14 protein-coding genes, 5 pseudogenes and 1 other annotated feature are annotated in these 18,120 nt (G+C 64.9%); of the genes and pseudogenes, 9 read left to right on the top strand and 10 right to left on the bottom strand.

The features are described 5' to 3' along the window. Window positions 1–72 precede the first annotated feature (72 nt). Window positions 73–1,244: pseudogene (locus IPK66_08415) on the top strand (ISAs1 family transposase). Window positions 1,245–1,785: 541 nt separating this feature from the next. Here IPK66_08415 and IPK66_08410 read toward each other — a convergent pair. The 7 genes and pseudogenes from IPK66_08410 to IPK66_08380 form a co-directional block, all read right to left on the bottom strand. Next, a complete protein-coding gene (locus IPK66_08410; protein ID MBK8175263.1) occupies window positions 1,786–2,457 on the bottom strand; it encodes a transposase in 672 nt (223 codons plus the stop codon). Between the two features lie 12 nt (window positions 2,458–2,469). Then, window positions 2,470–3,330 carry a site-specific integrase gene (locus IPK66_08405; protein ID MBK8175262.1) on the bottom strand — a complete coding sequence of 287 codons (861 nt, stop codon included), beginning with the start codon at window positions 3,328–3,330 and terminating at the stop codon, window positions 2,470–2,472. Window positions 3,331–3,747: 417 nt separating this feature from the next. Next, the gene (locus IPK66_08400) at window positions 3,748–3,912 is read right to left on the bottom strand and encodes a hypothetical protein (GenBank protein ID MBK8175261.1); all 165 of its coding nucleotides are present in this window, start codon (window positions 3,910–3,912) and stop codon (window positions 3,748–3,750) included. 440 nt (window positions 3,913–4,352) lie between these two features. After that, window positions 4,353–5,383 (bottom strand): annotated as a pseudogene (locus IPK66_08395) (IS110 family transposase). 151 nt (window positions 5,384–5,534) lie between these two features. Beyond that, window positions 5,535–5,801, bottom strand: a complete 267-nt coding sequence (locus tag IPK66_08390) for a transposase (protein ID MBK8175260.1) — start codon at window positions 5,799–5,801, stop codon at window positions 5,535–5,537. Between the two features lie 52 nt (window positions 5,802–5,853). Continuing rightward, window positions 5,854–6,277 (bottom strand): annotated as a pseudogene (locus IPK66_08385) (IS110 family transposase). Window positions 6,278–6,327: 50 nt separating this feature from the next. Continuing rightward, window positions 6,328–6,678, bottom strand: a complete 351-nt coding sequence (locus tag IPK66_08380; GenBank protein MBK8175259.1) for a transposase — start codon at window positions 6,676–6,678, stop codon at window positions 6,328–6,330. A 130-nt stretch (window positions 6,679–6,808) separates the two neighbouring features. Here IPK66_08380 and IPK66_08375 point away from each other — a divergent pair, with 130 nt between their 5' ends. The 3 genes and pseudogenes from IPK66_08375 (at window position 6,809) to IPK66_08365 (ending at window position 9,264) form a co-directional block, all read left to right on the top strand. Then, window positions 6,809–7,135 (top strand): transposase, encoded by a 327-nt coding sequence (locus IPK66_08375; GenBank protein MBK8175258.1) that lies wholly within the window; start codon window positions 6,809–6,811, stop codon window positions 7,133–7,135. Continuing rightward, window positions 7,093–7,198 (top strand) — a sequence feature (AL1L pseudoknot). It overlaps the preceding gene by 43 nt. Beyond that, window positions 7,135–8,118 carry an IS110 family transposase gene (locus tag IPK66_08370; protein ID MBK8175257.1) on the top strand — a complete coding sequence of 328 codons (984 nt, stop codon included), beginning with the start codon at window positions 7,135–7,137 and terminating at the stop codon, window positions 8,116–8,118. It overlaps the preceding feature by 64 nt. The genes IPK66_08375 and IPK66_08370 overlap by 1 nt, the downstream gene beginning before the upstream one ends. A gap of 265 nt (window positions 8,119–8,383) precedes the next feature. After that, window positions 8,384–9,264, top strand: a pseudogene (locus IPK66_08365) (IS3 family transposase). A 44-nt stretch (window positions 9,265–9,308) separates the two neighbouring features. Here IPK66_08365 and IPK66_08360 read toward each other — a convergent pair. Both IPK66_08360 and mutY read right to left on the bottom strand, forming a co-directional pair. Next, window positions 9,309–9,494 (bottom strand): annotated as a pseudogene (locus IPK66_08360) (transposase). Window positions 9,495–9,978: 484 nt separating this feature from the next. Then, window positions 9,979–11,043, bottom strand: a complete 1,065-nt coding sequence (mutY, locus tag IPK66_08355; protein MBK8175256.1) for an A/G-specific adenine glycosylase — start codon at window positions 11,041–11,043, stop codon at window positions 9,979–9,981. 69 nt (window positions 11,044–11,112) lie between these two features. Between mutY and IPK66_08350 the strand changes: the two genes are divergently transcribed. From IPK66_08350 to IPK66_08330, 5 genes are all read left to right on the top strand, one after another. Further along, complete coding sequence (locus IPK66_08350; GenBank protein ID MBK8175255.1) at window positions 11,113–11,625, top strand: DUF721 domain-containing protein; 513 nt, start codon at window positions 11,113–11,115, stop codon at window positions 11,623–11,625. A 131-nt stretch (window positions 11,626–11,756) separates the two neighbouring features. Continuing rightward, window positions 11,757–12,341, top strand: a complete 585-nt coding sequence (locus IPK66_08345; GenBank protein ID MBK8175254.1) for a DsbA family protein — start codon at window positions 11,757–11,759, stop codon at window positions 12,339–12,341. 103 nt (window positions 12,342–12,444) lie between these two features. Then, entirely contained in the window at window positions 12,445–15,906 is a 3,462-nt protein-coding gene (locus IPK66_08340) for an AAA family ATPase (GenBank protein MBK8175253.1), read from the top strand. Window positions 15,907–15,996: 90 nt separating this feature from the next. Then, on the top strand, window positions 15,997–16,269 hold the full coding sequence (locus IPK66_08335; GenBank protein MBK8175252.1) for a transposase: 273 nt from the start codon (window positions 15,997–15,999) through the stop codon (window positions 16,267–16,269). Between the two features lie 288 nt (window positions 16,270–16,557). Continuing rightward, window positions 16,558–17,394, top strand: a complete 837-nt coding sequence (locus tag IPK66_08330) for a transposase family protein (GenBank protein ID MBK8175251.1) — start codon at window positions 16,558–16,560, stop codon at window positions 17,392–17,394. Between the two features lie 72 nt (window positions 17,395–17,466). Here IPK66_08330 and IPK66_08325 read toward each other — a convergent pair whose 3' ends face one another. Next, window positions 17,467–18,048, bottom strand: coding sequence for a transposase (locus tag IPK66_08325; GenBank protein ID MBK8175250.1), 582 nt, complete (start codon window positions 18,046–18,048; stop codon window positions 17,467–17,469). Between the last annotated feature and the right edge of the window lie 72 nt (window positions 18,049–18,120).

The raw sequence follows: 18,120 nt of genomic DNA, 5'->3' as shown, positions 1-18,120 counted from the left end.
CGAACTCATGTGACAGGTGACAGGGGCGGTTTTCTCTGAATCGATGCGGCGTCCTTGAATTGGAGCCGCCGCATGATCGCCCTCGAAGCCCTGCCCCGGAAGTCGCGCCTCGCCGCGCTGCTCGATCGGTTCGCCGAGGTTGAGGACCCCCGCGACGTGCGGCGCATCCTGCATCCGCTGCCCGAGATCCTGCTGCTGGTCGTCTGCGGGACCATCGCCGACTGCGACGACTACGAGGACATCGCCGCCTGGGGCGCCGCGCACCTCGACTATCTGCGCCGGCATCTGGCTTACGCGAGCGGCGTTCCCGGCGAACGCTGGCTGACCATCCTGATGAACCGGATCAATCCCGCGCTCTTCGCCGCCGCCTTCGCCGGATGGGTGCGGGAGAGCTGGCCCGACAAGGCCGGGCTCGTCGCCATCGACGGCAAGACCTCGCGCCGCAGCCACGACCGCAGCGCCGGAGCGCCGGGGCGCCGCCGCTGCACCTCGTCTCCGCCTTCGCCACCACTGCGCGTCTCGTGCTCGCCCTTCAGGCCGTCCCCGACAAGGCCAGCGAACTGGCCGCCATCCCACCGCTGCTCGAACGGCTCGGCGCCGAACAGGGCCCGAAGGGCGCGCTCGTCTCCATCGGCGCCGTCGCCACCAATGCCGAGGTCGCCCGCGCCATCGCCGCCCAGGGCGCCGACTGGCTGCTCGCGGTCAAGGCCAACCAGCCGACGCTGCGCGCCGAGGTCGAGGCCGCCTTCGCCGAGGTGGGCGACCGGCTCGAAACTTACGCTGACCTCGACAAGGGCCACGGCCGCATCGAGGAGCGCCGCACCGCCGTCCTGCGCGAGGTCGATTGGCTCGACGGCGCCCGCCGCTTCCCGGGCGAACTGCGCCTGCCGGGCACCGCGTGTCTCGTCCGCGCCGACACCCGCGTCGAAAGCAAGAGCGCGTCGCGCACCGAGACCCGCTTCTTCGCCTCGTCCCGCGCCCTTTCCGCGGCAGACGCCGCCGCGGCGATCCGCGGCCACTGGGCGATCGAGAACCGCCTGCACTGGGTCCTCGACGTCACCTTCGCCGAAGACCAGTCCCGCCTGCGCGAGGGCCACGGCGCCCGCAACATGGCCACCGTCCGCCACTTCGCCCTCAACCTCGTCCGAACCGCCCAGGACAAACGCTCCATCAAGTCCCGCCGAAAGATCGCCGGATGGAACCCCGACTACCTCCACGCCATCCTCTCATCACCGCCGGCCTGAATTGGATTCGGAGCCCTGAGCGTACGACGCCGTGCACCGCAGGGATCGGTCCGTCCTCGCTGAGCTGCGCCAGCGCCCGCCACCGCCGGCTCTGGTTCGCGTCCCGGCTCTGCCGCGCCAGCTTGCGCAGCGTGATCCCGTCGAAGTCCGCGCGAAGCGCTATCGCCGACCCCATGCAAACTCCATCTCGTTTGCCAGCCTTGAATCTGGAGGCTTCTGTGAGGTCGCGGACGAGGTCTTCGGCGTGCGCTGGCGCGACCTCATCGAAGCCGGATTGAACGAACCCGCGGATGGCCGAGCTATGGGGATTGTTGCTGCGTCTGGTCCGAGACCGCTTTCGGGCGGCTCGGCATGGGGATCGATCCGGCGCGGTCGAGGCCGGCGACGCCGGGCGGTTGGTGGCAGCAGTGAGCTGAACCGGGGTTTCGTGGGGCGCCGCGCCGGACCTGGTGCTGCCGGAACGGTTGTTGGGCAAGACGATGGGTGCCGGCACACGGCAGCATCGGTGCTGGACAGGCGGGGCAGCAAGGGTGGCGGCCACTCATGAAGTGTCCTGCCGGAACGAGGGTTGCGGCGGCGGCCTCAGAAGGATGGCGAAGGTGATCATCGGGCCGCCGCAGCAGGGGCAGCGATCGAACGCGCTTGTAAGTTGCTTCTGCTCGGGTGGGACCTTGGTCTCGGGATCGACCGTCGGCGAGGCGGCCAGCAGCTCGCGGCGGAGCGCCAGCTTTGCTGCCTGTTGGTGATTGGCGAGGAAGCCGTAATGGCGGATGCGATGGAAGCCGTCCGGCAGGGTGTGGAGCAGGAAGCGGCGGATGAATTCATCGGCAGCGAGAACCATCAGCTTCGCCTTGCCGTGGTGGCGATAGTCCTTCCAGCGGAAGGCGACGTCGCTGCCCGTCACCTCGACCGAGCGCGAATTGGCGATGGCGACGCGGTGGGTGTAGCGACCGAGATAGGCCAGCACCTGTTCCGGGCCACCGAACGGCGGCTTCGCATAGACCACCCATTCGACGCGCCGCAGATCGCGGAGGCGACGAACGAAGCCGCAGTCGGCGCAGCTCTCGGCATGGCCGCCCAGCGCCGCCGTCCGGCACAGCGTGATGGCGCTGATCACCCGCCGTTCGACCCGGCCGAGGTGAGCGTGATGCATGCGCCGATAGGCCTCGCCGTGGCGGCGGAAGACATCCGCCACTTCCCATGTCGCCGCCATCGCGCGGCCGGATCAGGCGGGCGGCACGACCTCCAGCGTGAGGCGGTCGAGCGGGCTCTGCGTATGCCGGATCAGGCCGTTCGAGACCCGCGTGTAGCGCGCCGTGCTCGACAGGTTGGCATGGCCAAGCAGCACCTGGATGATGCGGGTGTCGGTGCCGTTCTCCAGCAGGTGGGTGGCGAAGCTGTGCCGCAGCGTGTGCACCGTCACCCGCTTCGCAAGTCCGGCCGCGGCGCAGGCGGAGCGGCAGGCCGCGTGCAGCACCTGGACGTCGACCGGCTTCGTCTCATCGCGGCCGGGGAACAGCCAGTGGCTGGCCCGGGCCAGACGCCAGTAGGTGCGCAGGATGCCCAGAAGCTGGGCCGACAGCATGACGGTGCGGTCCTTGCCGCCCTTGCCATGCTCGACCCGGATCACCATCCGCGCGCTGTCGATATCAGCAAGCTTCAGACCGACCGCCTCGGACGCCCGCAGCCCCGCCGCATAGGCCGTCGTCAACGCCACGCGGGTCTTCAGGCTCGGCACCGCCTCGAGAAAGCGCACCACTTCATCGGCATTCAGCACCACCGGCAGCGTGCGCGGCTCGCGTGCATAAGGGATGCGCTCCGGGATCTCACCGTGCCCCAGCGTGACGCCGTAGAAGAACCGCAGCGCACACACCGTCTGGTTCAGCGCCGGCCACGAAATGCCGGTCGACACCAGATGGACCTGGAACGCCCGCACGTCCTCCAGGCCAAGCTGGTCCGGCGAGCGACCAAAGTGGCCGCTGAACTTGCTGACCGCGTGAAGATAGGATCGTTGCGTCGCCAATGACAGATTGCGGACGGTCATGTCCTCGACCATGCGGCGGCGCAGAGGGCTCATCTCGGCCATCGCGGTGCTCCTGTCTGAGGATCGGGCTTCAACACGCCGTAATCCTCCCAGACGGGAGCCGCCCCCGCTAACCGATCACCCCACTCCCACGACACCGGGTTCGTTCAATCCCTCTCGAGAGTCTCGAGAATACAGGGACTTGGTATTACCTCGTGGATCGGCTTTTACAATGGCCGACGTCCCCATCAAGCGCTGGCCGGCCGAACCCCGATGGCGGTGTGGCGCGACGGCATCCACGGCACCGTGGCCGGCAACGCCGTGGACATGACATTTCGTTTGGACGACGCTGCCGCGTCGCCCACATGCCCACCGCGACAACAGCAACAGACGCCTTGCGTGGCGTGATCGACAAGGACAGAGCCGGCCAGCCTTCCAATCAGAAACGATGCTCCAGTGGTCCCACCAAAGGGGTCCACTTCAGCAGCGCCCTTTCTTCGCCTGCCCCGGTGGGCAGAAGCCGCCATCATTGCCGGAGTCGATCTCGACGGTGGCGGGCTTGACCCTGACGGATGGTCCATCCACGCGGGCGGTGCACGACGCGAGCAGCGCCACAATGAGCGCGGCAGCGAGCATTCTGAACATTGTTGCAACATCCTCATCGGACAGCTGGGCGCACACGGGAAAAGCACACCATACGGCGTCACAGACTTTCGGCGCTGTGCGCGCCATTACAGACACAAGCAAATGAAGCTCGAATCTGTCAATCGGCCCTTTAATCGCGGGTGGCTGTCAACTTCTCATTGCTGAACTTTCTCCCTGAAGTGGCAGAGCCAATTATCCGGTTTTGATGCTGTTTTCAGCGGTTCGATCGCGGATGGTTGTTAACTCCGATGTCGTCTCCATGCCGGGGTCAGGGTCCTTTCCGAGGTCTGAGCCTCATGATTGTGTTCGGGGTGGGTGCCTCAACGTGCGCAACGGAGTGCGAGAAACTCGCCTTCAGCCGATTGACCGAGGTCACCGACACCACCGTCCCGGCAGGGGCAACAACCGGCGCTGCGAACGCCGCAGGCCGGATCCGTGTGTCAGGCCGCCTGCTTCTCGGTCCCCCACTCGAATTCGGTACCGTCGGTCCAGATGCAGTGCAGAATGACGGCGATCTTGCGCGCCACGGCGACCTTGGCCTTCTTGGCGCCGATACGCTTCATCAGCCGCGTGCCCCACGCTTTCAGGGCCGACCAGCGCTGGGTTCGGTGCAGCAGCACGCTCGCTGCCTCGAACAGGCAGGTTCGCAGTAGCCGGTCTCCCCACTTCGAAATGCGGCCGTTGACGTCCGTCTCACCCGATTGCTTTCGCCGCGGCGTCAGGCCGAGATAGGCCCCGACCGTCTGGGCCGATCGAAACCGCGTGGGATCGTCTATGGTGTGGCGGAACGCCAGGGCGGTCACCACGCCTACGCCTGGCACACTCATCAGCCGGCGGGTCGTCCTGTCGGCCTTTGCTTCCTTGCGGACGCGCCTGTCGAGCACGGTCTGCTGCTCCACGACCTTTTCATGGACCGCCAGCAGGCCTTCGCCGATCGACCGCAAGACGTGCTTCTCGTCAATAAGGTCGAGCACCCGCGTGCGGAACTGCCTCCCGATCGCCCTCCTGAACAGTAGACCCACCTCCTTGAGCAAGCTGCGGACTTGGTTCTCCAGGTCGCGGCGGATGCTGACCAGGCGAGACCGGGCAACCAGTAGGGACCGGACCGCCTGGCTTTCGTCGCTCTTGACGCGAACCGCGCGATACCAGCCGACCCGGATCAACTCGGCAAAACCGCGTGCATCGTTGGGGTCGCTCTTGTTCATCCGAACGGACAGCACCGCATGCGCGTGGCGGGCGTCAACGCAGACGACCGGCAGGCCGACACGCTTGAGTTCGTGCCACAGCCAACTCGCCATTGCGCCCGTTTCGAAGCCAATCAACTCTGCTACAGGCGCTCGCTTGGCGATCACCCGCGCAAGTGCGCCAGGATCAGACGGGACCTTGCCCTCGAACAGAACCTTCCCGTCCTGGTCGACGACACATACCGCCGTCTCTTTCGCGACACGTCCAATCCGACATACTGCTTCATGGCTGCTCTCCCGCTGGCTGCTCTCCCGCTGGCTGCTTAGATGAGGCCGAGACTATCGGACCTCGTGTCCCACGGAGGGCAGCCACCCGCGATTACGCAACGTGTTGAAGATTGCCCGGGATCTGGACTGCGCCCCTTGGGATGGACAGGATCAGGCTGCGGATTTGACCGTCTGCCGGGCGTGGTGATCCTCGAACTGTGATGGGCTGAGATATCCGAGCGCGGAATGCAGCCGGCGGGTGTTGTAGACCTGATCGATGAAGCGGGGAAGGTCGGCTATGACGTCTTCGAAGCTGTCGTAGGCCATCAGGTAGATGGCTTCCACCTTCAGCGTCTTCATGACGCTTTCCGCCTTGGCGTTGTCGTAGGGATTGCCGCGCCGTCCCATCGAGCCCTCGAGGCCGTGCTTTGCCGGCATCTCCCAGTATCCTTGGCTGGCGTACTGCGAGCCGCGGATGCCCTTCTGTTTGTCAAGTGGCGATCTGCGCCTGATTGATCTCCTGCCTTCTTTGGCGGATGAGGGAGAAGATTTCTCGCGCGATGTAGCGCTTGAGGCACCGAATGGCCTCGAGCTTGGAATGGCCTCGGCGATACGCTTTGCGATATAGCTTTTGGTGCGGGGGTGTCGGTGCGAAGCCGTCCGATGGCGATGATGTGGAGTGCGCTGTTGGCTGCCCTGTCGCCGCCACGGTTGAGGCGATGGCGCGTTGTCTTGCCGGAAGAGGCTGGGACCGGGCTCACGCCGCAGAGTGCAGCGAAGCTTGCTTCGGACTGCAGGCGCTCGGAGTTGTCGCCGGCGGTGAGGAGGAGCTGCGCGGCGGACGCGTGACCGATGGAATTCCGTGTCACCAGGGCGGGAGCAAGCTCGTCGACGATGGCGGCGATCATGGCATCGTCGGTCTTCTTTGCCGGGGCATCGTAGAAGGTGGAGCGTGGCACGCCCATCAGACGGCATCCGTCGCTGACGGAGAGGCCAGCGGGTCGCTGATCACGGACGTACTCGCGCTTCTCGTCCGCGGTGCGTTTCTCGATGCCCTCTTTAGAAACTCGAGCTCCAGTACTTGGCGGCCGGCCAGACGCTCCAGGGCGGCGATCTTCGCCTCGTACTCCTGGATCAGGTCAGCGGCTCTGGCATCCTCATCGAAGGCGCCGCCCTCGTACCTCGCTACCCAGACACGGATCAGGTTACGCGAGATGTCGTGACGCTTGGCGAGCCCATGAAGGGTCTCGCCGGCGATGAACTCCTGAGCGACCTGCCGCTTGAACTCGATGCTGTGACAACGGTGCTTGGCCATCGGCCTTCTCCTGACGAAGGCCCGGCATACCCGGTCAATTCACGTTGCTCAATCTGTCCGGTGACAGGGGCGCAGTCCAGTGAACCGCTCCGGGTTTGTCGGCGGCTTCAACTTTTGAGAGTATGGAGCCATGACGAGCAAGACGACGAACAAGTTTTCCCCGGAAGTGCGCGTCCGGGCGGTGCGGATGGTCCTCGAACACGAGGGCGAGCACGCTTCGCGATGGGCCGCCATTGCCTCGATCGCCGCCAAGATCGGCTACACGCCGGAGACGCTGCGGCTTTGGGTGAAGAAGGCGGAGCGAGACAGCGGTCGGATCGACGGCGGTGCGCCGGATTTGGACGCTCGCCTGAAGGCGCTCGAACGTGAGAACCGCGAGCTGCGGCAACCAAACGAGATCTTGCACAAGGCGAGTGCGTATTTCGCCCTGGTGGAGCTCGACCGCCGACAGAAGTGATGGTGTTGTTCATCGACGACCACTGGGACGTCTACGGGGTCGATGGAGTGGACGCCCTCCCCGGGCAAGTCTTGTCCTTCTTCGCGGAGCGGCCGGTCTGCACAGTCGCGATGGAGGCCTGCGCCAGCGCCCATTACTGGGCACGCGCGATCGGAGAGTTCGGGCACACCGTGAAGCTGATCCCGCCGGCCTACGTGAAGCCGTTCGTGAAGAGGCAGAAGAGCGATGCGACCGATGCCGAGGCTATAGCCGAAGCGGCAGCGCGCGCGACGATACGGTTCGTCGCGGTCAGGACCGAGGCACAGCAGGCGTCGGCAATGGTCTACCGGACGCGGGATCTCTTCGTGCGGCAGCGTACCCAGGCGATCAACGCCTTGCGCGGTCACTTGGCCGAGTTCGGCGTCGTGGCACCGACCGGCGTCGCCCATGTCGGCCTCCTCACGGCGCTCATCGAGGGCGAGGAGGATGTGCTGCCGGATGCCGTGGTCGAACTGGCACGCGTACTACTCGCTCAAATCGACGACCTCTCCACGCGTATAGATACGCTCGACAAGGAGATCCGCGAACGCGCGGCGCAGGACGAGGCGGTGGCACGGTTGATGACCATGCCCGGCATCGGCGTGATCACAGCGACGGCGCTCGTCACCTTTGCCCCCGCTCCGGAAGTGTTCGCCAAGGGACGGGACTTCGCGGCTTGGTTGGGGCTCACCCCGCGGCAGCATTCGACCGGCGGTCGAGAGCGCCTGGGCAGGATCACGCGCATGGGGCAAAGGGATATCCGCCGGCTTCTGATCACGGGCGCAGTCGCCGTCGTGCGATGGGCAGCCCGCAAAGGGGCGCCGGAGGGATCGTGGTTGGCGCGCATGATGGCGAAGAAGCCGCGCATGCTGGTCGCCGTCGCGCTGGCCAACCGCATGGCCAGGATGGCGTGGGCCATGATGAGCAAGAACGAGAGCTACCGAGTTCCGGCGACCGTCGCGTGAGCGATCGGCGGCCGGGATGACGTCGGAGGTGTGAGCAGGGCGAGGGAAGCGTAAGGGCGAACGGTCACGAGATCGGGTCGGAAAACCCAGCAAAACGGCTCAGGCGCCCGAGCGCGCGGGGTCGAAATGGATCCGACCTGCATATCTCCATACGGGCCCGCGGCGTTCGAAGGCCGCATCACGAGGCCGGACACACGACCGCACCTGACCACACGCTCCGAACGCGACCCGAGAATTGCTTGACACCACGAGGGCGTCCACACACGAGCCCATCTGCCGGGAGTTGCCGATCGCCCCGTCGACGTACCATGCTCACGCCGCTCGCCGGCTCGATCCCTCGAAGGCGTCCCTCCGGGCGCGTCGCGACGGGGTGCTGCGTCGATCGATCCGCCGGATATACGACGAGAACTTCCGCGTCTACGGCGTTCGGAAGGTCTGGCGAAAGATGAACCGGGAAGGTGAACGCGTCGCTCGTTGTACGGTGGCTCGACTGATGAAGCAGATGGGCCTTCGAGGAGTTGTCCGGGGTCGACCGGTTCGGACGACGATCAGCGACAAGGCGACGCCGTGCCCGCGCGACCTCGTCGATCGGCAGTTTCGGGCGCCGGCCCCGAACCGGCTGTGGGTGTCCGACTTCACCTCCGTCGCAACCTGGACCGGCTTCTACGTCGCTTTCGTGATCGACGCCTTCGCGCGGCGGATCGTTGGTTGGCGGGCGAGCCGAACGGCTGACGCGACCTTCGTGCTCGACGCTCTCGACCAGGCGCTGCATGCTCGCCGTCCATCGCCCCGTGGCATCGCCCCGTGGCATCGCCCCGTGGCGAGCTCGTTCAACACAGCGACAGAGGCGGGCAATACCTGTCCATCCGCTACACCGAACGTCTCGCCGACGCCGGCGTGGTTCCCTCGGTCGGAAGCGTCGGGCACTCCTGCGACAACGCCCTCGCCGAAACGATCAACGGCCTCTACAAGGCAGAGGTGATCCACCGGCGCGGACCGTGGCGGTCGTTCGAAACGGTCGAGTATGCCCCGCTCGAATGGGTCGACTGGTTCAACAATCGGCGGCTCCTCGAGCCGGTCGGCAATATCCCGCCGGCTGAGGCGAGCTATTACGCCGAGCTGGAGTCCCGCGTCGTGGCGGCGTAGGACTCAAAGAAACTCGCCTCCGACAAACCCAGAGCGGTTCAAGCCGGTTTCATCTGCCCATGGCCGGGAAACGCATGCTGCGGATCCGTCGACAGATCGCCCACCCATTTGCGCAGCACGTTCTCGTGGACATCGAGGTCACGGGCAGCCTGGGCAACCGCAACGCCCCGATCCTTGATCAATCTCACCGCCTCAAGCTTGAACTCGCGGCTGAACTTCCTTCTCTGCATTCCAACTCTCCAGTTCCGTCAAACACCTTATCTCGGTGTCCACGAAACCGGCAGCAGGCCAGACCACGTTCTTGTCGGTCGCTCCCTTGAACAACACCACCCGCAGTGTCGAGCCGCGCCCGCGGCACGGCAATCTCCACCGTTCCGAACGAGCGGGTGATCCATCGCTGGCAATTCGGGCCACGCTTCCCCGAGAAACAGTACCCGTCGTCCGCAGGCGTCACGCTATCCGTCGTCATGTCGTGATCTCCGCCGGCCCTCCAACGACGGGCTTGCTTGCGTGGTAGACGGAATCGATGATGAAGAAGCTGGAGATTACGCTGCCCCAAATTCCAGCCACACTCCCGACAGCATCCTTGCCGCAACCAAAATCTGGATGCGCCTTCTGAATCGGGAGCCTAATTCGCGGAGAGTCCCAAAACTGGTCACGCAAGCTCGTGATGTAAAACATTCGCATCGCGTTCGCTGCTCAAAAGAAGCCGCCTTAATCATAAGCTTGTTCACAAACCCTCACGGCCGCCACCACCTTCTTCATCAGTGTTGGGAGCGCCAGGGCGGAGAAGTCGTCCGGATGGCACCAAGAAAAGGTGGCAGAAGGATCTCGCGGCCGCCCAAAGACAACGGCAAGCTCGAGATGAAAATGAGTGAACGTATGGCGGACGCTTCCGGCCAGGAGCGCCCAGTCCGCGACAAGTGGGGCGTGCGCGATTGCTTCGGCCTGCCGCCAGGGCTCGCAACGCCACGGCGTCGAGGGAAATTCGATCATCCCGCCAAGCAGCCCTTTCGTTGACCGCTGACGGATCAACACCGAGCCATCGAGTCGTTCGGCCCAGAAAATGACGCCATGTCGCACCGGCCGGTCGGGCGCTGGCGGGCGGCGCGGAAACGTTTCTGGAACACCCTGGGCATGCGCTGCGCAATAGTCGGCCCAGGGACATACCCCGCAACGCGGTCTGCGCGGCGTACACACCGTCGCGCCAAGATCCATCATCGCTTGGGCGAAATCACCCGCGCGCGCCTCGGGCGTCATCGCCACGGCGAGGGCGACGATGCTGGACCGGGCGCGCGGCAGGGCAACCTCGACTGCACGCAGGCGGGCGACAACGCGCAGCACGTTGCCATCGACCGGCGTCGCCAAGCGGTCGAACGCGATCGCGGCGATCGCAGCTGCCGTATAGGTGCCGATGCCCGGCAGCTGGCGTAACTCGTCCTCGTTCGCTGGTAAGCAGCCGCCGAAGTGGGCGGCGACGAGCCGAGCGCACGCATGTAGGTTACGTGCGCGGGCGTAATAGCCGAGCCCCTGCCACGCGTGTAGCACCTCATCGAGGTCCGCCGCTGCGAGCGCTTGGATGCACGGCCATCGCGCGACGAACGCATGGAAAAAGGGTGCGACCGTGGCCGCTGTGGTCTGCTGCAGCATGATCTCACTGATCCACACGCGGTAGGGATCGGCGGGCACGCCGGGTGGCGCTCGCCAGGGAAGATCACGGCGCTCGTGGTCGTACCAGGCGAGAAGCGCATTCGCAAGACGGTCGGGCGACTGGCCCATGCGGGGATCCCCGTTGCCGGCGCAAGTCTGCAAGTTTAGCATGACGGTGATCGGACGGGGTGGCGGGAAATGGCGGTGCCAAACATGGGTGAGACGCGGACAAGGACGGATGCGGCGTACAACGGATTGCGCGCGCTGGCAGAGACGCTTTCAGCCGTAGTCGCCCCATTGGCCGGCCGTCGCAGCTTCGCCATTGCACGCGTTGCACTCGAATGGCCGAAGATTGTCGGCGAACACCTCGCCAATCGCAGCGTTCCGATGAAGATCATAGCACCGCTAGGCGCGCGCGGGGCAGGAACGCTTAACGTGCGCATCGCCTCCGGAGCCCTGGCACTGGAGATGCAGCATAACGAGCCGCTTATCGTCGAGCGAATCAATACGTTTTTTGGCTATGCTGCAGTTGCGAGGCTTCGCCTGATCCACGGCCCAGTACCGGATCGCCGCCAGTCGCTGCGCCTGCCTCGGCCACTTTCTGGCGACGCAGTCGCAGCTGTAGATGGTCTGGTCGCCGGCATAAGCGATCCGGAGCTGAGAGAAAGTTTGAAAAACATTGGATTGCGCGTATTTGTCATCGATAAATAGCGAAATGGTTGTTGCGCCGTCGCGCTGCCTCCCGTGGCGAACCCTTAGCTTGTATGGCGGCCTGCGCGAGCCTATAGTTGCCCTAGATGTTGTGGGTAAGGACGGTGTTCGTGCGAAGGTTGGTGCTATGGGTGCTGCTGCTCATCCCGGTGCTGTCGCCGGCTGAAGCCGCTCTGCCGCCCTTGGAGATGATGCTGGCGGATCGTGCACTTGGAAGCGAAACTGCGAAGGTCACGATCATCGAATATTCGTCGCTTACCTGCCCGCATTGCGCTGATTTCCACCGTGAAACGCTGCCGCAGATCAAAGCCGCCTATATCGATACCGGCCAAGTCCGTTATATCGTTCGCGACTTCCCGCTCGAACGGCGGGCGCTGGCGGCAGCCACCGTCGCTCGCTGCCTGCCTCCGGATCGCTATTTCGGCTTTGTCGATATGTTGTTCCGTGATCAACAAGCTTGGGCGCGAGGCGACAATCTCCTCGCCGACCTGAAGGTCAGGGCACAGCTTGCTGGGCTTTCCGCCGCCGATTTCGATGCGTGTATCAGCGACAAGGGGTTGATTGACGGAATTCAGGCGAAGGCTGCCGAAGGCAGCACGAAAAATGGCATTAATTCGACGCCCACGTTCCTCGTCAATGGTACCACGCTCTCCGGGGCCTTGCCCTATGACGATTACCGGGCGGCCATCGAAAAGGCTCTGGATAAGGCCCACTAATAAAGTCTAGTCGATCGCATCGGAGCCGAGCGCTGGCAAGGCGCCGTCCAGCCGCTCAAAGCTTAAAGTTTATGGCCGTTTGCTTGGCCGTTCGGACATAAGGTTGAGCAGCGCGTTGTTGCAGTTCACCAAGTTGCGAATAGCTGGGTTTAAGTCGTTCGTCGATCCGGCGGAGTTATTGATTGAGCCTGGCCTGACCGGTGTCGTCGGTCCGAATGGCTGTGGTAAATCGAACCTCATCGAAGCCTTAAGATGGGTGATGGGAGAGACGTCGGCCCGGCAGATGCGCGGCGGTGAGATGGATGACGTTATCTTCGCCGGGAGTGCCGATCGAGCTGGCCGGAACGTCGCCGAGGTCGTCATCGAGCTCGACAACGCTAATCGCGTCGCGCCGCCGCCCTATGCCGACGACAATGAGATTGTCGTCAGCCGGAAGATCGAGCGTGCTAAGGGTTCGCTCTATCGGATCAACGGTCGCGAGGTGCGCGCCCGCGATGTTCACCTGCTTTTCGCGGATGCCGCCTCTGGAGCCCGCTCCTCCGCTCTCGTTACCCAAGGTCAGGTCAGCCAACTCATTGCCGCAAAGCCTGCCGAACGCCGCGTCCTGATCGAGGAGGCGGCAGGGATCGTTGGTCTGCATGCCCGCCGCCATGAGGCCGAACTGCGGCTGCAAAGCGCCGAGACTAACCTTCGCCGTCTCGACGACGTGCTCTCGACTCTTGCTGTCCAGCACCAACAGTTAAAAAAGCAAACCCGCCAAGCAACGCACTATCGCACTTTGTCATCGCAGATTCGGCAACTAGATGCGACGATCTTGTGGATGAAGTGGCGAAGGGCCGAAGACGCGCTGACAACGGCGCGCGCGCGCCTTATCGCGGCCGAGCGCAGCCTCTCTACGGCCACTGGCGCATGCGCGCAGGCTTCGACGCAGCGCAGCGCCCTTGCCGCCTCGGTTCCGAGCTTGCGCGACGCAGTGATGGAGTCTGCGGCCGTGTCCCAACGGCTGAGCGTCAACGCTGAGCGCCTCGACGGCGAGGAGCAGCAGGCGGCGAGGGACGAGGCGGCAATTCAGACTCGCCTGCAGCAGTTTCAAGCCGACCTTGACCGCGAGGTGACGCTCGCCAATGACGCGACCGCAACGCTCGGGCGCCTGACCGACGAAAAGGAGCGCCTCATTACGGCATGCCGCGGTGAAGACGCCTTGCGAGCGGCGGCACAAGCGCCTCTCACTGCCATGTCGGCCCAGGTGACCGCGCTTGAGGCCGAGGTGGCACGTCTTACAGAGCATCTCGCCGCGATACGCGCCCAGCACGGCGCCGTGCAGCGCAGCCGCGACGAGGCGTCGGCGCTCTTGCGCCGGTTAGCCGTCCGTCAACAAGACGTTCGGCAGCAGCGCGCAGCAGCGTCAGCAAATCTTGATGCGTTGCCGTCGGCAGAATTGACACAAGCCGCAATCGCCGCTGCTGAAGCGGTGGAAGTGGTGGTTCGCGAGGCGGCGATGGAGGCGGATGAGCTTCGCATCCGCGCCGCTAGCGCCGAGCCTCCGGCAGCAGCGGCGCTAAGGGTAGCCGAAACAGCACTCACGCACCTTGCTGCCGAAGAGGTCGCAATCGCCGAGTTGCTAGCCGCCGACCCTTCCAGCGTCGAGGGCGCGGTGCTTGACGCCATCGTTGTTGACGACGGACTGGCAACGGCCCTTGCTGCCGCGCTTGGCGATGACCTGTTCGCCTCGGAAAATGACGATGCGCCAACCCGATGGCGCACGTTACCGCATTCGGTTGATCCACCGCTTCCAAGCGGTGCCGCTCCGCTCGCCCCGCTGCTGACGGCGCCACCAGCCCTCGCCCGGCGTCTTGCGCAGATCGGGATCGTTGAGACCGACAGCGATGGCAATCGGCTGCAGCCGGACTTGAGCCCCGGCCAGCGCCTTGCCAGCCGCGAGGGGGGTCTGTGGCGGTGGGACGGCTACATCCGCTCTGCCACTGCGGCAACGCCTGCCAGCGTCCGTCTACACCAACGCGCACGCCTCGACGCCCTCGCCCCAAAACGGGCCGAAGCCGAGGTGGTGCGCGACGCTGCGAGAGATCACCATGATGCTGTCCGTCACGCGGCCAGTGAGGCAGCCACCACGGAGCGCCAGTTGCAGGCGCAACTTAAATATGCGGAACAGGACCTATCGCGCGCACGGCAGGCCCATGCGGAAACGCTCGCCCGGCGTGCGCGCATCGAACAGCAACTCACCGCGCTCACCGATGTAACAGCGGATCTCGATGCCGATTATGACGAGGTTGCCGCCCGACTTCAGGCACTGCAGGACGAGTTGGCAGAACTCGCTCGCGGCGATGACAATTCCCCCCGCCTTGAGGCCATGCGCGCGAACCTCGCTGCCCGACGCGCGGAACAGATGCAGCAGCAGACACGCGTCGACACCCTCGCCCGCGACGCCGCCGGCCGCGTCCGGCGTCTGCAGGCGATCGACCAGGACATCGCCTCGTGGAGCGGGCGACTCGCCGGAATGCAGCGGCAAATCGAAGCCATCATTGAGCGACGACAGCAGGCGCAGACCGAACTCACGTACGTGGCCGATCTGCCAGAAGTTTTCGCCAGACGGCGGCATCTGCTGCTCGAGCAGATGGCTGAGGCCGATACTGCCCGACACGAGGCAGTCGATCGTCTCGCTGTGGCGGAAACGGCGCTCGCCGAAGCAGACTTGGCGCTGCGATCGAACGAAAAGGTGCTGGCCGACGCCCGTGAGGAACGGGCGCGCGCTGAAGCGCAGATCGATCAGGGTGATCAGCTGGCTGCCTCGCTGCTGCAGGCGATCGTTGATCGCCTTGGCGTTCGCCCCAACGAGTTGAAGACATTGGTCGCAGACGCAGATGGATTCAGCCTCGCCGAAGAAGAGCGCAGGCTTGATCGGATGCGCCGAGAAAGAGATTTGATGGGACCTGTCAACCTGCGCGCCGAAGAGGAATCGAATGCGCTGGTAGCGCAGATCTCCGATCTTGAACGTCAACACGCGGACCTGACCGAAGCCATCGGCAAGCTGCGGCGAGGTGTTGCCGAGCTCGATAAGGAAGCACGCGAGCGCCTGCGCGCCTCATTCGTCGAAGTTGACCGTCATTTTCAAATGCTGTTCCATCGGCTGTTCGGCGGCGGCCGCGCGTACCTCACGCTCAGCGACAGTGACGATCCGCTTGCCGCCGGCATCGAAATCATGGCAAGCCCGCCGGGGAAAAAGCTGCAGCTCATGTCCTTGTTGTCCGGGGGTGAACAGACGTTGACGGCGCTGGCGTTGCGTTTCGCGCTATTTTTGAGCCGCCCGGCACCGATTTGTGTTCTTGACGAGGTCGACGCCCCACTTGATGATGCCAACGTCGATCGCCTGTGCACGCTGCTGAGTGATCTCGCCACGAGCGGTACCCGCTTTCTCGTCATCACGCACCATCGCCTGACGATGGCCCGCATGGACCGGCTGTTCGGCGTCACCATGCCCGAACGCGGGGCCTCGCATCTCGTCTCGGTCGATCTAATGCGCGCCGAAGTGCTGCGCCAGACCGCATAGCGCCCTGCCACGGCGCGGTCTGAAGTGGACCCCGAATTTGGGACCAGGGGCTTGATTGGAGCGGGGTCGGCTCCGTCGTGGTAGACGGAGATGATGATGAAGAAGCCGAGACGGAAGCTCGATGCGGCGCTGAAGGCGAGGATCGCGCTGGAGGCGCTGCGGGAGCAGGCGACGGTGGCGGGCTTGGCGGAGCGTTATGAGGTTCATCCGAACCAGAGCTATGCCTGGAAGAAGCAGCTCTTGGACAACGCGGCGCCGGCCTTCGATCCGGGCGTCGGCATCGACGCGGACGAGGCGCGCGAGCGGGAGATCGAGACGCCGCGCGCCAAGATCGGGCAGCTGACGGTCGAGCGGGATTTTTAGCCAGGAGGTCGGGCGTGTACCGGCCAGCGCCGGCGAACGACGACGCCGATCTGGCGCTGATGCTACGGATCGACGGGCTGTTCACCGCTTGGCCGTTCCTCGGCTCGCGGCGGATGACGGGGATGCTGCGGGCGGAAGGTCTCTCGGTCAACCGCAAGCGGGTGCAGCGGCTGATGCGGCGGATGGGGATCGTAGCCCTGGGGCCGAAGCCGCGGACGACCAAGCCGGCGCCGGGGCACAAGATCGTCCCGTATCTGCTGCGCGACCAGGTGATGTCGGCCGAACCAGGTGTGGGCGGCGGATATCACCTACATCCCGATCGGACGCGGCTTCCTCTACCTGGTGGCGATCATCGACTGGGCGAGCCGGGCGGTACTGGCCTGGCGGCTGTCGAACACGATGGACGGCGCGTTCTGCGGCGACGCCCTCGACGAGGCGCTGGCGCGCTTCGGCCGGCGCGATATCTTCGATACCGACCAGGGCAGCCAGTCCATCAGCGCCGCCTTCACCGGCCGGCTGGCGAGCGCCGACATTCGGATCTCGATGGACGGCCGATGGATGCAACGTCTTCATCGAACGGCTGTGGCGGTCGCTGAAGGACGAGGACGTCTATCTGAAGGGCTACGCCGATGGTCGCGATGCACGCATCGGTATTACCTCGTGGATCGGAGCTGGAAGCCCGGGAAAACGGATCGTGCCCGGTTCGAGCGGGTGGCGGGCGGCCTTTGCATCTTGCGGGTCGGTGCCGCGGGGGTGTTGGCCCTCGAGCCGCCGCGCAGCCCCGATGGCGACGACGCGCTATTCGCGCGTGCCCGGTCATGGACGTCCATGACCCCCTACCGACCGACACGGCATGCCGGCAGAACCTGCGATGCATCGACAGCGACGACGCGCGATCTGATCGGTGAATGCTTGCGGCGCGGCCTGCCGAGGCCTGAAATCGAGATGATCCGGAGTGAGCAAGGCCCACGAGGTAGCATCAGGGGGTCAAGCGCAGTTGCACTTCCGGTGTCACCGTCGCGGGGCCGATCATGCTCGGCCGGACGCCCATCGGGGCGGCGGCCTGTTCGCCGCTGTGAAACGACAACAAGATGGAGCCCCTTCCGAGACGCGGCAGGTTATTGATATTATGGAATAAATCTTTCTTTGGGATGAGTATCGATCGGCACCGATGTGAACCCGTGAGGACGATCGCGTTCATAAGCAAAACGCTGCGATTGGCGATTTGATCGAGATGCTGCCGTTGCGGGTTCGGCGGAGTTGGCGGTCGACAGCGGTTCTGAGGACCGCAACGAGTTGCATAGCAGGCGGGATGCGGTCCCAGAGGGTTCGAACGCGCTCCCGTCCGCGGGGCGACCGGCGGGTGGTCTGGCCGGCGATAACGCGCTGTGACCAGCGGTAGCCCATCTCGTGGAAGTAGAGGTCGGCGTGCTCCGGACTGATGTGATGGAACACGCCAGCGGCGGTACGGCGGACGCGGGAATTGAATCTGGAGGCTTCTGTGAGGTCGCGGACGAGGTCTTCGGCGTGCGCCGGCGCGACCTCATCGAAGCCGGATTGAACGAACCCGCGGATGGCCGAGCTATGGGGATTGTTGCTGCGTCTGGTGGTCCGAGACCGCTTTCGGGCGGCTCGGCATGGGGATCGATCCGGCGCGGTCGAGGCCGGCGACGCCGGGCGGTTGGTGGCAGCAGTGAGCTGAACCGGGGTTTCGTGGGGCGCCGCGCCGGACCTGGTGCTGCCGGAACGGTTGTTGGGCAAGACGATGGGTGCCGGCACACGGCAGCATCGGTGCTGGACAGGCGGGGCAGCAAGGGTGGCGGCCACTCATGAAGTGTCCTGCCGGAACGA

The sequence above is a fragment of the Rhodospirillales bacterium genome (assembly GCA_016712595.1).
GTDB lineage: Bacteria > Pseudomonadota > Alphaproteobacteria > Rhodospirillales > Defluviicoccaceae > Defluviicoccus.
Note: the sequence above shows the minus strand (reverse complement) of the source record. Positions and strands in the feature narration are given on the sequence as shown.